This window comes from Candidatus Photodesmus anomalopis, from assembly GCF_000731785.2.
In the GTDB taxonomy this organism is placed as follows: Bacteria; Pseudomonadota; Gammaproteobacteria; order Enterobacterales; family Vibrionaceae; genus Vibrio; species Vibrio anomalopis.
The window spans coordinates 1-16676 of the sequence record NZ_JGVJ01000011.1; the positions used below are offsets into that span (position 1 = coordinate 1).

At 30.6% G+C, this 16676-nt stretch carries 10 protein-coding genes and 3 pseudogenes; 4 read left to right on the top strand and 9 right to left on the bottom strand.

Features of this window, described 5'->3' with window-relative positions; translation table 11 throughout:
- The first annotated feature begins 126 nt into the window (after positions 1–126).
- Together CF66_RS02650 and CF66_RS02655 are read left to right on the top strand one after the other, a co-directional pair.
- On the top strand, positions 127–1188 hold the full coding sequence (locus CF66_RS02650) for a porin (RefSeq protein ID WP_141631651.1): 1062 nt from the start codon (positions 127–129) through the stop codon (positions 1186–1188).
- A 215-nt stretch (positions 1189–1403) separates the two neighbouring features.
- Positions 1404–2489, top strand: a pseudogene (locus CF66_RS02655) (pyridoxal phosphate-dependent aminotransferase).
- 18 nt (positions 2490–2507) lie between these two features.
- Here the strand turns inward: CF66_RS02655 and pfkA are convergent.
- From pfkA to priA, 4 genes and pseudogenes are all read right to left on the bottom strand, one after another.
- Complete coding sequence (gene pfkA / locus CF66_RS02660; protein ID WP_016504088.1) at positions 2508–3470, bottom strand: 6-phosphofructokinase; 963 nt, start codon at positions 3468–3470, stop codon at positions 2508–2510.
- 489 nt (positions 3471–3959) lie between these two features.
- Positions 3960–4706, bottom strand: a complete 747-nt coding sequence (locus tag CF66_RS02665; RefSeq protein WP_187649143.1) for an endonuclease/exonuclease/phosphatase family protein — start codon at positions 4704–4706, stop codon at positions 3960–3962.
- Between the two features lie 308 nt (positions 4707–5014).
- A pseudogene (gene uvrD / locus CF66_RS02670) lies at positions 5015–7111 on the bottom strand (DNA helicase II).
- Between the two features lie 187 nt (positions 7112–7298).
- Positions 7299–9500, bottom strand: coding sequence for a primosomal protein N' (priA, locus tag CF66_RS02675; protein WP_034411534.1), 2202 nt, complete (start codon positions 9498–9500; stop codon positions 7299–7301).
- A 236-nt stretch (positions 9501–9736) separates the two neighbouring features.
- Here priA and rpmE point away from each other — a divergent pair, with 236 nt between their 5' ends.
- Positions 9737–9949: a 50S ribosomal protein L31 gene (rpmE, locus tag CF66_RS02680; protein ID WP_081697384.1), complete on the top strand. Its 213-nt coding sequence runs from the start codon at positions 9737–9739 to the stop codon at positions 9947–9949.
- A 227-nt stretch (positions 9950–10176) separates the two neighbouring features.
- Positions 10177–11523, top strand: a pseudogene (locus tag CF66_RS02685) (aspartate kinase); the annotation flags it as partial.
- 304 nt (positions 11524–11827) lie between these two features.
- Here CF66_RS02685 and pyrE read toward each other — a convergent pair.
- The 5 genes from pyrE to CF66_RS02710 form a co-directional block, all read right to left on the bottom strand.
- Entirely contained in the window at positions 11828–12472 is a 645-nt protein-coding gene (gene pyrE / locus CF66_RS02690; protein ID WP_016504093.1) for an orotate phosphoribosyltransferase, read from the bottom strand.
- Positions 12473–12590: 118 nt separating this feature from the next.
- Entirely contained in the window at positions 12591–13082 is a 492-nt protein-coding gene (locus CF66_RS02695; RefSeq protein ID WP_034411535.1) for a glutathione peroxidase, read from the bottom strand.
- Between the two features lie 175 nt (positions 13083–13257).
- Positions 13258–13803 carry a hypothetical protein gene (locus CF66_RS02700; RefSeq protein WP_016504095.1) on the bottom strand — a complete coding sequence of 182 codons (546 nt, stop codon included), beginning with the start codon at positions 13801–13803 and terminating at the stop codon, positions 13258–13260.
- Positions 13804–14007: 204 nt separating this feature from the next.
- Complete coding sequence (locus CF66_RS02705; protein WP_016504096.1) at positions 14008–15042, bottom strand: ABC transporter ATP-binding protein; 1035 nt, start codon at positions 15040–15042, stop codon at positions 14008–14010.
- Positions 15005–16672: an ABC transporter permease gene (locus CF66_RS02710; RefSeq protein ID WP_051348153.1), complete on the bottom strand. Its 1668-nt coding sequence runs from the start codon at positions 16670–16672 to the stop codon at positions 15005–15007. Before CF66_RS02710 ends, CF66_RS02705 begins: the two co-directional genes overlap by 38 nt.
- Between the last annotated feature and the right edge of the window lie 4 nt (positions 16673–16676).

Below are 16676 nucleotides of genomic sequence, written 5' to 3' on the forward strand. Positions count from 1 at the left end.
ATATTCTTTAAATAAGATAACATTATGATATTTAAAGATTTTTTTATTTTTATAATAAATTTATATTCTATTTGACAGGAGATAGGATCTTTTGCAATCTAGTTCTGGATTTTGAAAACGGTAACGTTGTTCAAATTAGTGAAAGGGTTTAGTCGTTATCAAAAAAAACATATACAGGGAAGCATACATATAGGCATCCCAATTTATCAAGAAAAAAGGCAGTGGATTATTATGAAAAAGACTCTAGTAGCTTTAGGTGTTATAGCAGCAAGTTCTGCTCAAGCTGGTGTTGCATTGTACGATAATGATGGGATTAAAATTAACCTAAGTGGTGGGGTTGACGTCGTTTATTTAAAGGATCTTAAAAAAGGCTCTCACTTTGAGCAGAAAATCGATGACGCAGATTTTGGTATTGGTGCTAGCTATGCTATCAACGATGACCTTAAAGTTGCTGGTTACTTAGAATATGATGGAGATAAAAATAATCAAAAAGGTATGATGGGTGACGTGTACATTAAATTGGGTTCTGAGTCTTTAGGTTCTATAAAAGTCGGGCGCATTTGTGGTGTTATAGATGATGTAGGTATTGCTTCAGATTATCAATTAGGTGAAAAAGCCTTTCTATTAAGTGAAGAAGGGAATAAAGTTATATGTAATGATGAAATGATACGTTATGATCTAGATACTGATATGTTCTATACTAATCTTTCCTATTCGCAAGATAAAAATGAGAATATTTCTAGTTTAGGAAAGTCCGGAAGATATCTAGATGGTCGAGTTGGCGTACGTGTAGCTAACTTTGATGTTTCTGTTGCTTATGGAGATATCAAAGCGTCAGCTGTAACTTCTAAAGAGCGCCTCGTGGCTGTAGAAACTAAATTTGCTGGTATTCCAAATGCAAATGTATCAGCAGCTTATTATCGAATGCAAGGTGACCTTTCTTCTGCAGAGAAAGTAAAACGCGATAACTACTATCTAGCTGGAGATTACACACTAAATAGCTGGAAATTTGGTGCTGGTGTTAATAAATTCGTTACTAAAAACGCAGATGAAAAAAACTTTCGAGCTTGGCATGTGAATACTGGGTATAATTTTGCAAAAAATAGTACTGCTTACGTAGAAGTTGCCGGCAATAACAAGGATGATAATCAAACTGGTATTGCTGTAGGTGTTAAGACTAGTTTCTAAATTAGGTTATCATCTGTTATTAATTCTTCAGGAGAGATCTAACGGCCCTGAAAAGGGCTGCTAGATCTCTGCTTGCTGCATCAGATATCAACTTAAAGCATGAATGTAAATTAGTTTGATATCCTCAGAGTAAGTATATCTGATAGTTCAAGATCCTCCTCTATTTTAGTTTTATATTAGAACAGTAATTACATTAATGACATTGGAAACTTCTAATGCGTAATTTTGTTGGAATATCGTCGAAATTTAGTAACATTTTCTATGATATTAGGGGACCTGTGCTGAAACATGCTAACAAAAATGGAACAAGAAGGACAAAAGATTCTTAAACTAAACATTGGAAATCCAGCTTCGTTTGGCTTTGATGCTCCATTTGATGCTCCAGATGAAATTCTTGTAGATGTAATTCGTAACTTGCCAATGTCACAAGGTTATTCTGATGCAAAAGGCATTTACTCTGCACGAAAAGCAATTGTTCAATACTACCAAAAAAGAGGCATTCATACCCTTAATGTAGAAGATTGTATATATCGGAAATGGAGCTTCTGAGTTAATTTTAATATCAATGCAAGCACTGATTAATAATGGAGATGAAATGCTTGTTCCTGCACCTGATTACCCATTATGGACCGCATCAATTTCATTATCTGGTGGAAAAGCTATTCACTATATTTATGATGAAGCAGCTAATTGGTATCCTGATCTTAATGATATAAAGAAAAAAATCACCCCAAAGACGCGTGGTATTGTACTAATCAATCCAAATAATCCACAAATAATCCAACAGGAGCTGTTTATGATGATTCCTTTCTGCTTGAATTTATTGAAATTGCAAGAAAAAACAAATTAATAATTTTCTCAGATGAGATTTATGATAAAATTCTGTATGATGACGTAACATACACTTCTATCTCAGCACTCACTGAAGATATATTAGTAGTAACATTTAATGGCTTATCAAAATCTTATCGTGTATGTGGTTTACGTGCTGGATGGATGTTTATAACTGGTCCAAAACATAAGGCTCAAGAATATGTTACTGGACTCGAAATTTTAACTTCTATGCGATTATGCGCTAACGTACCAATGCAACACGCCATTCAAACAGCTTTGGGTGGATATCAAAGCATTAATAAATGGTACTCGACTTCTTGATCCAAGAAAAAGTCTTACTAGTCTAAGGTACAGGATTTAACTGGCCAAGACCTGATCACTTTAGGATTGTTACTCTACCGTATATTAACGAACTTGAAAGTGCAATTTCCCGATTTGAAAAATTCATTTCTACTTACAGTCAATAAGCGTATAATTCACCTAATTTAGAATAATTCTTTTGCTACTTTAAGCAAATCGTTACGAACTGGACGCTTCATATTTTCAACTACATCAATAATATTATGATGAACAAGTTTCTCTTTCTGAATACCAACGCAACGACCACCATAACCTTCAATTAATAAATGAACAGCGTAATTTCCCATTCTAGAAGCTAATACGCGATCAAATGCTGAAGGCGAACCGCCACGTTGAATATGACCTAGAACTGTTACACGAGTTTCTCTACCAGTTGCCCATTCAATTTCTCTTGCTAGTTCGGTCACATCCATCATTAACTCAGTTAAAGCAATAATGGCATGTTTTTTACCTTTTGCAATACCATCTTGAATATGCTTAATAAGTTTTTCTTTATCTAAACCTGTTTCTGGCGTGATAATATACTCGCAACCACCAGCAATTGCCGACATAAGAGTTAAATCACCACAATGACGTCCCATAATCTCTACAAGAGAAATTCGCTGATGAGAAGAAGAAGTGTCTCGCAAACGATCAATAGCATCAATAACTGTATTTAGGGCAGTCAAATAACCAATACTATAATCGGTACCTGCAATATCATTATCAATTGTACCAGGTAAACCAACACATGGATAGCCCATGTCTGTTAATTTTTGAGCACCCATATAAGAACCATCACCACCTATAACAACAAGAGCATCAATATAGTATTTTTTTAAATTCCTGATGGCTTTCTTACGAACAAGAATATTTTTAAATTCTGGGAAACGTGCTGATCCTAAGAAAGTACCACCTTTATTAATTAAATCAGAGACACTTGAACGATCAAGTTTCTTAATACGATCTTCATAAAGTCCAAGATAACCATCAAAAATACCATATACCTCTAAATGTTCTCCTAATGCAGTACGAACAACACCACGAACTGCTGCATTCATACCAGGTGCATCACCACCACTTGTTAAAACACCAATCTTCTTAATCATGCTCTCCCTCAAATTTGGGAAATCTAATTTCAATTTCAAATACTAGAAACAAAAATTAATCCTTAGAGAAATTTTTTAAATCCAAAAAAATATTAAATAGGACAATACTACTATTGATACTGTAAATTTTCTAGATATGAAAAATAGTACAGTTCCATATTCTATATGGTCGGACAGTGAAAAAAAAAGGCTGGGGAAAATTTTTATTTTATAAAGTAATTCTCCTAAAAAAATGTAAAGCAGCCTTTTTAATAAAAGCTAAGACACTAATATCAATTAGATATACATTGTCTTATAACCTTTTAATTTTATTTATATACTACACCTTATAAGTTAATCTACCTAAAATAAAACTTTTATATACTTAGAAGTATCCTTACAAACAATTAACAAGTAGGATAACATATATCTTAAAATAAGAATTTCATGAACACTATATATTCTAAGATAAGAATAGTAGTAGCTAACCATAAACAAAACGAGGTAGATTTAATGGCCTATCTTTGTTAACACCATTCTATGGTCAGACTTTAATGATATAGATTCTTTTGATGAACGGCTGCAAATCTGCCAATCAGTATTGGCAGATTTAAACCATAAATGATCAATACTAATCATGCTAAAATATGGCATAATCGGCCAAGCAAGCAAAAAATTCCAATTTGGCCAAGTTACAACTGGTTCTGTTTGAAATTTTGAGAATAGAGAATAAAAACGCGCACTATTTGATGAAAGATTAAAATCTCCTACTATCAGAATATCATCCAGTTGATATTGGTTAACTATATATTCCATAGTACTTAAAAGCATATTTCGACGAGACCATAGACTTTTTGTTCTAGGAGAAGGTAGATGAACAGAAAAAAACCTAATAATTTCTTCTGATGAAGAATGCCATAAACCATTAACAATATCCCAACCATCATGCGTATGAAAAAAAGACATATCCAACAATGGTGATTTGCTTAAAATCATCTGGCTGACAACAGGAATTCTAATTGATGGTTCTGTTCCATATTGAAAGGGATATATATCACTCAAAAGTATTAGTTCTTCCCTTTGTTTTAAGCCTACTTCTTGTAATACAACTAAATCTACTGGATTAGATATTAAATAATTAATGAAATCATTAATATCCTGATTTTTATAAAACATGTTAAATTGAATAATATTTACAGTTTTAGAACAATTTTCTACGGCTACACGACTCGTTGGTGGTGTAATAAAAATGAACATAAAAACAAATAAAACACAAATTAGTGAATGGAACCAATGTCTAAAGAATACAAAGAATAACATTAAAATCAGATAATAAAATAGATAAAATGCAGGAATAGATAATAAATTTTCTACCCACCAATACTCAATAGTAATAACACTAAAATAAAACCAAATAACTAAGGGCAAAAATATAATTTTCAATAATATTAATTGTAATAGAAACACCTAGCCCGCTCCAAATTAAATTTGCATTTACCGGTATTTTCTACGGAATAAAAGTAAATAGATTAATACTTCCATAATCTTGAATAGGGAATAATAAACTATTTAACTCCAAAATTATTAAAAACTACTTGAATACGATTATTAGAAGTAATATTTTCAAAATTAATAATTATTCCTTTTCAACTTTTCTTTTCCCAGAGTGTTTATAAATCCAGTATTAGTAACATTACCTACTTCATAGGTTACTCGAGTTATCATACGTATTTTTTTAAGCATGCTTCTGGTAATTCACTAATAAATCTAGATGCTTTTCTGTACTTATTTTGACCATATAATCGACGAACTCCAGCATGAATTATGTAAAGTTTTTCCATAGCACGAGTCATTCCTACATAACATAACCTACGTTCTTCTTCTAAACTTAATGAATTTTCTATAGATATCTGACTGGGGAAAAGACCTTCTTCTAATCCAACTATAAATACTAATGGAAACTCTAAACCTTTTGCACTATGTAAAGTCATTAACTGAACAGCATCTTCAAATTCACCTGTTTGATTTTCATCAGACCTAAGAGAGGAATAAGTTAAAAATGCTGTTAACAATTTCATTTCTTTAGATTTTTCATCTTTTTCAAACTGATATGTTGCAGAAATTAATTCTTCTAAGTTTTCAATACGAGACTTAATTTTTTTATCTTTTTCATTCTGATACATTGAAAGCAAACCAGAACATCGAATTACATAATCAGTTTGTTTATGTAGTGACATTCCTAATGTATTTGTCTTTAGAATAGTTATTAATTCAATAAATTGACCTAAAGATTTTTCTACTCTACTTGCTAGTATTTTTTCATCTAATAAAGCTATGCTTGCTTCCCACATTGGGATATGACGTTCTCGAGCAATAAGACGAATATTTTCCAATGTCTTATTACCAAGACCTCTCGTTGGCGTATTCACTATACGCTCAAAAGCAGAATCATCATTACTATTATTTATTAATCGCAAATAACCTAATGCATCTTTAATCTCTTGGCGCTCAAAAAATCTTATACCACCATACATATGATAAGGTACGTTAGCTTGAACTAAAGCTTCTTCAAGTGAACGAGATTGAATATTATTGCGATATAAAATGGCAACGGAATTTAATAAACCTCCTTGTTCTTTCCACTCTTGAATCTTTTTTACAACAAAATCTGCTTCATCTAGTTCATTATAAGCTGAATAAATCGAAATAAAATCTCCTTTTTCTTCATTAGTCCATAATTCTTTACCCATACGCTGAGTATTATTAGAAATTAAGACATTAGAAGCTTCTAAAATATTTTTAGTAGAACGATAATTCTGCTCTAAACGAATAGTACGAACACTAGGAAAATCAAAAGTAAATCTCTTAATGTTTTTTACTTTTGCCCCCCGCCAACCATAAATAGATTGATCATCATCACCAACAACCATTATATTACAATCAATTCCTACTATCATACGTAACCAAGCATATTGAATATTATTTGTATCTTGAAACTCATCAACTAAAACATACTTTAAAAGACTATGATAATATGCTCTTATTTTTTCATTATCTCTTAAAAGTTCATGTGAACGTAACAAAATTTCAGCAAAATCTACTAAATTTGAACGATCGCATAATTCTTGATAAGCCGAATAAATTTGCAAATTTATTTTAGTTACAGGGTTAAGATAAGGGTCAATATGCTGTGGTCGTAACCCTTTATCTTTCTTTTTATTTATCCAAGTCATTATCTGTTTTACTGGCCATTTTTTTTCATCAAGCTTTTTATTCTTAATTAAACGTCGCAATAATCGAATCTGATCTTCAGCATCAATAATTTGAAAATCTTTAGATAAATTAGCCTCTGCAAAATACACACGTAAAATTCGATGACAAATCCCGTGAAAAGTTCCATTCCATATATCAGAATAATCATCCATTAATAAACCTTCAATCCGACTACGCATTTCTATTGCTGCCTTATTGGTAAAAGTAACAGACATAATTGAAAATGGTGAAATTTTTTTGACGGATATCAACCAGGCAATTCTATAAGCTAATACACGAGTTTTTCCACTTCCTGCTCCAGCAAGTATTAGTGCATTTTCTAAAGGAGCTGTTACCACTTCACTTTGTTTATTATTTAAAGATTGGATTAAAATATTAAAACTCATCATAAAACTGGTCATATATAAATAAATATTTATTGTAGCTTAATACACTTATTCATATCAGATAAAGCACAAATAAAACTAAAATTAAAGGAAATTCTCTCCAAAAAAAATAACAGATATTATCTGATGTTTTTTCAGAACTTATAATAATTAGTATAAGATACTGATTAAAGGTATATAATTAGTATTATTAATCAAAATCTTGTGGTTCTACATCTATAGACCAACGAACTTTATTAGCTATTGGTAATGAATTAATGGCAATTCTAGAAGATGCTAATATTTTTTGCATTAATGAACGAGTTTGCGTTCGTAAAAGCAATTGACAACGTGATTTACCAGCTCGCTTTGATAATGGCGCAGGCATAGGGCCAAGAAGTGTACACGTAGTATTGAATAATGAATGTTCTTTAAGAATAAGCTTTACTTCCAATAAGAATTTTTTTACTAATTTAAGATTTTTCTCTTCTGCTCTAAATAATGTCAAAAATGTGTATGGTGGTAACATTGCTAATTTACGTTCCTGTAATGCAATATTTGCAAAATCAGGATAACCCTTATTTAATAGAACTTTTAGTAAAGGATGCTCTGGATGGCGTGTTTGAAGAATTACTTCTCCCATCTTATTAGCTCTTCCAGCTCTGCCTGAAACTTGAATAAACATCTGAGCTAAACGTTCAGATGCTCTAAAATCACTACTATATAATGCACTATCAATATCTAATAAAACTGCTAAAGTAACATTAGGAAAATGATGTCCCTTAGCTAACATTTGAGTGCCAATTAAAATTTGATATTCACCATAATAAATAGATTTAAGAACAAGATCTAAAGTGCTTTTTTTATGAATAGAATCCCGATCAATCCGAATGATTTTGTAGTTAGGAAATATTTTTTCTAGCTTTTTCTCTAACTGTTCAGTTCCTACTCCGACTGTTATGAGATTTACAGACCCACAATCTTGACACTTACAAAATAGAGAACGTTTTGAACCACAGTGATGACAGTGCATCTCATTACTAAACTGATGAAAAGTACAATAAGCATCGCAACGTTTACATTTAATAATCCACCCGCACTCATGACACATAATTATAGGAGCAAAACCTCGACGATTCAAAAATAAAAAAATTTGATTCCCATTATTTAAATGTTTACGAATTTTAGAAATCAATAGAGGAGAAAGCCCACTTTTTAAATATACTCCTCTAATATCAAATACTTTATTCTTAACAGCTACCGAGCTACCTGCTCTTTGAGTTAAGGTAAGATGATGATATTTTCCAATTGAAACATTATATAATGTTTCTAAAGCTGGAGTAGCAGAACCCAAAATTACTGGAATGTTTTCTTTACTAGCACGCATCACAGCAATATCACGAGCATGATAACAAGGATTTTCTTTCTGTTTGTAGGAAATATCATGCTCTTCATCAACTATAATAATTCCTAAATTATAAAATGGTGTTAACAATGCAGAACGAGTACCAATCACAATACCAGATATATTATCTCGTGCAGATAACCAAGAATTTAAACGCTTACTATCATTTATATCTGAATGGATTACTTCTACTGGAACATTAAATCGTCTTCTAAACCGATTAATTATTTGTGAAGTTAAAGCAATTTCTGGTACTAAAACTAAAGCTTGACGCCCTTTCTTTAATATGTATTTAACCAAATTCAAGTATACTTCAGTTTTTCCTGAACCAGTGACTCCCTCTAATAAATAACAAGCAAATTTGATTTGATTATTTATTACAGTTTCAACTGCTATTACTTGTTCTTTATTTAATTTTATTTTATCTTCGCCAGTTTCAATACACTTTGTCCAGGGAGAAATAACTGGTTTCTTAATTAAAGAATGAATCCAGCCTTTTTTTCTTAACCTGCTTAACACTGATATGCTAATACCAGAATCTATAAAAACTCGATGATTAAGATCACCAAGTGCTAGCATTTTTATAACCTTGGCTTGTATGACTGCACGACCGAAATCTTTCATCAATTGTTTTTTCCCTATATCTGTTAATTGCCATACAAGAATACTTAATTCAGCTGGTTTACCTTTTCTTAACGAAGTTGGTAATGCGTTATATAGGATTTTACCAAGAGAATACTGATAAAATTGACTACACCAATTGAGCAAAGAATACAAAGATTCTGACCATAATATATTACTATCTAAGACCTTATTAATTGATTTTAATTTATTATCAGCACATTTAGATTCATTAACTAACTCAATAACAATACCTAGTAATATTTTCTTTCTAAAAGGGACAAAAACTCGTCCACCTACAACAGGAAAAAGGCCATTAGGTATTAAATAATCAAACTTCTGATCTAAATAAATTGGCAGTACAACGCGGGCAATTGATAAAGACATGAAATTCACAAGTTTTAAAAAATGTAATTTAATGGATCTAATAATCATTAGAACTATTGATTATACAGTAGAAATTTATTATTATGTTAATTTAGTTTTATTATTCAGATCACCCTTACAAATAAAAAAGGGAAATAATATAATCGCTATAATTGTTATCTATTTAATCAAGTGTAATATCCGACTGAAAATTTTAATCGGGTGGTGACACAAACTAATTTAAGGTTAATCTCATCATGAAATCAGGAATCCACCCAGAATATAAAATGATAAACGCTATTTGCTCCTGTGGTAATTCATTCAAGTTTTACTCAACTCTAAACAAAAACACTATATATCTAGATGTATGCGATCAGTGTCATCCATTCTATACGGGGACACAACGCGTTGTAGATACTGGTGGTCGAATTGATCGATTTAATAAGCGTTTTGGCACTTTATCTAGCTAAGATAAAATAAATACTTTTCTTTTTATTAGTAAGTAAATGAAACACTTTTTCATTACGTGGTAATTAAGATGCCTGATTTCATTTTATACAACTTGATGCCTTAACCTATAGTAAAAATTGCATCTAAAAAAGCTACTCTTTCATCTATGTTATTCAATTTCAAAAATAGAAATTTTTCTTTAATATTAAAAAATCAATAAAAGTTAACTAATTTAGGAATAGTATACATGACCTTTTCTCGTCAGCTACATAAGTTTGGTGGCAGCAGTCTTGCCAGTAAAGAGTGCTATCGACATGTTGTTCAAATTCTAAAAAAATATTCAAATAGTGAAGATCTAATTGTAGTTTCTGCTGCAGGTAATACGACTGACTATTTAATTAAATTTCTTAAAAATTCCTTTAAAGACAAAAAATTATCGAGTAAAACTTTACAAGTTCTATATCAATTTCAAACTGAACTTGTTAAAGAATTATTAAATGGGAAAATACGTATGCAACTGCTATCTAGACTTGACAATGAATTTAGCATACTCCAAGAACTAACTAGAACATTACATGAATCAAAAAAAGCTATGGTTCTTGGTTATGGTGAACTTTGGTCAGCACGACTTTTAACCTCCTTATTATGTCAAGAAAATTTACAATCAGTACTTCAAGACTCTAGAACCCTTTTACGTGCAAATTCTAGTGCACAACCAGAAATTGATAGCAAAAGCTCTTATCCATTAATCAAAAAAGCTTTGACTAAATATACTAATCAGAGATTAATTATTACTGGCTTTATGGCAAAAAATTTACACGGAAACACAGTCTTACTTGGTCGTAACGGATCAGATTATTCTGCAACAATCATCGGTTCCCTAGCAAAAGTATCAAAGGTTACTATTTGGAGTGATGTCATGGGAATTTACAGTGCAGATCCACGTATTGTTGATAATGCATATCTTTTACCATTACTTCGTTTAGATGAAGCTAGCGAACTGGCACGTTTGGCATCTCCAGTACTTCATAGTCGAACTCTTCAACCTGTTGCTAAAAGTAAAAAGATGGATTTAACTTTACGAAGTACAAAAAAACCAGAATCAGGTTTAACACGAATTGAACGGGTTCTTGAAGTTAGTTATAAAGCTAAAATTATCACATCACTCGAACAAGTATTACTTATCCATCTGACTTTTCATCAAAATAATAATTTTAACACCATTGTATCTAATGTTTTAAAAAATCTTAAACTGATTCAATTAGAACCACTTGCTTTTCAATTTAAAATAGAACAACAAACGATTTATTTAGCTTATACTGAAGAAATAGCTAATGAAGCGCTTGATTATTTGCAAAACATTTCTACTGGAGCTGAAATCAAACTTAAAACAGATTATTCTCTAATTGCAGCTATTGGTGCAGGAATCATTAAGAATACAAATCATTGTTACAAATTTTATCAACAGATAAAAAGTTCACCCGTTGAATTTATTTCAAAATCTCAATTAAGCCTAGTGGCAATATTATATAAAACCCCAGTATTTCCATTAGTTATAGATATCCACAACCACTTATTCCAAACGAAAAAAAAAGAGATACATCACTGTTTATAACATTAAATTTGATGAAATAGAATATGAATCAACCCTTTTGTTTCTTTTCTTTACTTAATTTTTCCACTACTTCTTTCATATTATCACTTAAATAATAAAACATATTTTCATTAATTTTATTAATACAATCAATAATAACAATTATTACGAAAAAAAAGTTCTCTTTTTTATATTTATTAAGATAATGCAGTTACTATTTTCTCTATTTTTATTAAATATGAAAAACAACTAGATAGAATGGACTAAATCTATACCTAATTAATCACACTTAAATCCAATTAATTTATTCAACGACATGTGTGGAATAGTACTTTTGTAGTGACCTAAAATGAACTTTAAAAATCTCTTTATCCTTCAGGTAAGTTAATATGTCAATCAGTTTAATAATAGAAATAATAGGACAATCAAAGTCTTTTTGAATTTCATCAATAGCTGAGTATTTATTATCTCCTTTCTCTTGGCGATCAAGTGCGATTAAAATACCAACCGTGCTTGAGTTATTTGCTTGAACAATCTCCATAGATTTACGAATCGCACTACCAGAAGTTACCACATCATCAAGCAATATAACTCGACCTTTAATTTTTCCACCTATTAAATTACCACCTTCTGCATAAGTTTTTTCTTCCTTTCGATTAAAGCAATAATTTGTATTGATACCATAAGAATCAGCTAATGAAATAGCTGTACTAGTTACAATTGGAATCCCTTTATAAGCAGCACCAAAAAGAATATCAAATTTAATACCAGAGTGGACTAAAGCATCGGCATAAAAACGCCCTAATCGTACAAGTGAATAACCCGTATTAAATAGACCAGAATTAAAAAAATAAGGGCTTTTTCTACCAGATTTTAAAAAAAAATTACCAAATCTTAAAACACCCATTTCTATGACAAGTTCAATAAATTCAAACTGATACTTTTTCATGAATTATCTCTCTATAAAATTTTATGATGATGATTATGCTTAAAAAAGTCTACAGTACTTATTTTAAAATCAAAAAAAACAGTTTCAATTTCTACCTACATACTTATTCAAGTATGCTCTAAATTATTGGCTTATTTAAAGCTTGAACAATATATTTTTCTAATGATTTGGGTGTTACAATAGGTGAAAATCGTTTAACAGGGATGCCTTTTTTATCAATTAAAAACTTAGTAAAATTCCACTTAATGTAATTGCCGAAAATACCAGGTAATTGCTTTTTTAAATAAATAAATACTGGATGGCTGTTTTTACCATTAACTTCAATTTTTTCACTAAAAACAAAATCAAGATCATATCTAATTAAACAACCATTTTGAATATCAGTTGTATTCCCTGGTTCTTGATTGCCAAATTGGTTGCATGGACAAGCTAAAATTACTAAATCTTTCTTAAGATACTTTGCATGCAATCTTTGAAAACCTTTTAATTGTGGTGTTAGACTACACAAGCTAGCAGTATTTATGATTAATACAACTTTATTTCTAAAAGAATTAAAATTGAGTATATTACCCTGCAAAGTATTTATTGAAAGTTGATAAAAATCACTCACTATCACTCCTTATATTTAAGTAAGACGTATATTGGTAATCACTAATGCTAAATTCTAACGGTATAAAAAATTCTTATATAAATTACTTTTTAGTAAAATAAATAATAAAAATATCAATTAAAATGATTAATATTTTTAATTACTGAATCAGTAATATAAATTAAGAATATCTTTTTTAAAATTCAAAACGCACTGATATAGTAGCCCTTGTCCTGTAATTAGCATTTTTTCTCATTTCTGCAGAAATAGAAAGTTCTTCTGTTGAATGAAACCTAGCCCCAACATGAAAAACAGACCCCTGTCGACTAACACGACCAATACGACCAATAGCTTCTATTTTTTCTGTTAACCAAAACCGACCACCAAAATTAATTTCTTTCTCAATTATTTTCTTACCAAAAGGATTTATTTTTAAAGGATAAGAAAGGTAGTGAATTAAAAATTGACCATAAATATCAGAAAATTTATTAATTGGTCCGTTAAATCCAACACCAATTGCTGTATCCCAATCACCTTGTAATTCACTATCAATACGAGCTACAAAATGTGAATTTTCAGTCAATAAAGTACTAAGCTCAAGACCTGCCATCTCAGGTTGAAATCCTGTTCGTATTTCAAAATAATTATAATTAAAAGTATTTGCCTGTATTACAAATGATAATAAGCTTAATCCTGATAATACAGCACGACTAACTATTGATATTTTTTTAACCTGGAACATTAAGTACTCCCTTGAGTATTTACTTTAAAATCAATCAATTAACTCGATTAAATTTTGAAAAAGAAATAATCAAGCCTTAAAATACTAAAAATTAGCGGAGTATTTTAACGTAATTTTAAAAATCTATAAAATAAAAAATATAACCTTCTATTTCTAATAAAACCAATGTAGAAATGATATTATGTATTAACAACAAACAGAATATTAAAAAGCTATAATATCCTTCACGTCTAATTTTACTGATACTTTTTGTCCTAAATCTAACATTTCTCGTGAGCTAGACACAGATGAAATATATTTCCCATTTGCTTCAATAATATAATAGCATTGCTCTCCCATGAATGTTTTCTCTAAAATTTTGATATTACTATTTTTATCAGAAGTAATCTTTACCTGTTGAGGACGAAATAATAATTCACATTCAGTTCCAAAACTAATATTACGATGAGCTTTTGCTTTAATTAAACCAAAATCTGTTTGATATTGAAATTTTGATAATCGTTTTGCAGGAAAGTAGTTAGTTCCACCTAAACAATCAGCAACAAATTTACTTAACGGATAACGATATAGATCTGATGCTAAACCATATTGTTCAATTACACCATAGTTCATTATGGCCATTTTATCTGAAAAAATAAAAGCTTCTTCTCGACTGTGAGTAACAAAAATAGCAGTGACACCTTGAGCTTTAAAAAGCTTACGTATATCTGTAATCAAATCATACTTTACTTGAGTGTCGATATTAGAGAAAGGTTCATCTAATAACAATAAATCAGGCTTATATGCGAGTGAGCGTGCAACTGCAACACGTTGTTGCTGACCGCCAGACAGTTGATGAGGAAAACGTTCCCCATAACCAGATAAATGAACCAATAACAACATTTCATCAACTCTATGCATTTTTGTTTTTTGATTCATATTACGTAGACCAAAAGCAATATTCTCAGAAACAGTCAAATGTGGAAATAATGCATAATCTTGAAATATCATGCCAATATTGCGTTTTTCTGGTGGTAATCTATTTATTCCATCATCAACAACCATACAATTTAATCGAATAACTCCAGAAGATAAAGGTAACAAACCTGCTATTGCTTTTAAAAGTGTTGTTTTTCCACAACCGCTAGCACCTAACAAACAAACAATTTCACCATGTTGAATATCTAAAGAAAGACATTTCAATACAATTTGCGAATTATATTTATAAGTTAGATTTTGAATAGATAATGCATAGCTCATTAGTACTTTTACTCCTAAGAGAATAATTGATAATCATAAGAGGAATTATTCCTACTAACACAAGTAATACTGCCGGTAGAGCTGCTAATTCTAAATGTTCATCTGAAGCATAATTAAATACATAAGTAGCTAAAGTTTCGAAATTAAAGGGACGTAATAATAATCCAGCATTTAATTCTTTCATTGATTCAATAAATACTAATAATACTGCAATAAGCGAACCTCTACGTACTAAAGGTAAATGAATACGACATAACATTTGATTTGAATTACAGCCCATAGTTCTAGAAGCCATATCTAAAGAAGGAGAGATTTTACTTAAACTACTTTCAATACTACCAATAGCAACTGCAGAAAATCTAACAACCATTGCAAAGATCAAGGTAAATATAGAACTTGAAAATATCAGACCAGGTTGCCACCAATTGAATTTTTCTAAAATAACATTAGCAACTCTATCCATTAATAAGACAGAAGCCATTACACCAATAGCTAATACAGTTGGAGGTATAGCATATCCCATTGATGATACTCGCATATATATCATGCTTCTATAATTTGGACTAATTCGATTACAAAAATTTATAATCAAAGAAATACATAAGCAAAAAAAAGCCGCTATTACTGATATTTTTATACTATTTAATACATATACTGAAAACTTTCCTGTCCAACTAGTTTCAAAATAATGATAAGCATAAATGCATAACTGTGATAAAGGTAAAAAAAATGCAATAGAAACTAGACCCCAACACCAGACTAATGCTAGCCATTTTTTCCAACCAATTAATCTATAATAAAAGTTTTCAGCATTATTAAACTGCATTTGAAATATTTTTTTCTTACGTCGACTATATTGTTCTATACTCATAATGATAAAAACAAAAAATAACATAATAATTGAAATTTTAGCAGCTGCAGCTAGGCTAGAATACCCTAACCAAGTATCATAAACAGCGGTAGTAAGCGTACTTACAGAAAAATAGCTGACAGTCCCAAAATCACCAATAGTTTCCATTGCAACTAAAGATAAACTAATGATTATTGAGGGACGAACTAGAGGAAGTGAAACATGAAAAAAACTCTCCAATGGGGAATATCCAAGTAGCTTTGCAGTTTGAAGAAATACTATACTTTGCTCCATAAATGCAGCACGGCAAAGAAGATAAACATAAGGATAAAAGACAAGTGCTAGCACAATGATAGCACCTGGTAAAGTACGAATATCTGGGAACCAATACTGACCTGCTTTCCATCCAGTTAAGCTGCGTAGCAAAATCTGTATTGGACCTGCAAAATCTAACCAATCAGTAAATATATATCCTACAATGTAACCTGGCATTACTAGTGGCAAAACTAATGCCCAACGAAGAAATCGTTCTGATGGAAGTTTACACATAGCCATTAACCAGGCAGTAGATAATCCAAAAATCATAGAAAGGAAAAGCACCCCTAGCACTAAAATCATGGTATTAAAAGTATAGGTAGGAAGTACAGTTGACATTAAATGGGAAAAGATTTTATCCGTATCCGTATCGCCAAAGGCAGTATAAAATATTGCTAATATAGGAAAAAGTAGCAATAAGGCTAAACATGCACTTCTGTTTTGCCAAAAGGTTTTGTTTTTCATTATC

Bases quoted from the DNA above. Each gene is read 5' to 3' on its own strand.
- CF66_RS02710 (WP_051348153.1), bottom strand. From the start codon at position 16,672: ATGAAAAACAAAACCTTTTGGCAAAACAGAAGTGCATGTTTAGCCTTA.
- pfkA (WP_016504088.1), bottom strand. From the start codon at position 3,470: ATGATTAAGAAGATTGGTGTTTTAACAAGTGGTGGTGATGCACCTGGT.
- CF66_RS02705 (WP_016504096.1), bottom strand. From the start codon at position 15,042: ATGAGCTATGCATTATCTATTCAAAATCTAACTTATAAATATAATTCG.
- pyrE (WP_016504093.1), bottom strand. From the start codon at position 12,472: ATGAAAAAGTATCAGTTTGAATTTATTGAACTTGTCATAGAAATGGGT.
- CF66_RS02700 (WP_016504095.1), bottom strand. From the start codon at position 13,803: ATGTTCCAGGTTAAAAAAATATCAATAGTTAGTCGTGCTGTATTATCA.
- CF66_RS02665 (WP_187649143.1), bottom strand. From the start codon at position 4,706: ATGTTCATTTTTATTACACCACCAACGAGTCGTGTAGCCGTAGAAAAT.
- priA (WP_034411534.1), bottom strand. From the start codon at position 9,500: ATGTCTTTATCAATTGCCCGCGTTGTACTGCCAATTTATTTAGATCAG.
- rpmE (WP_081697384.1), top strand. From the start codon at position 9,737: ATGAAATCAGGAATCCACCCAGAATATAAAATGATAAACGCTATTTGC.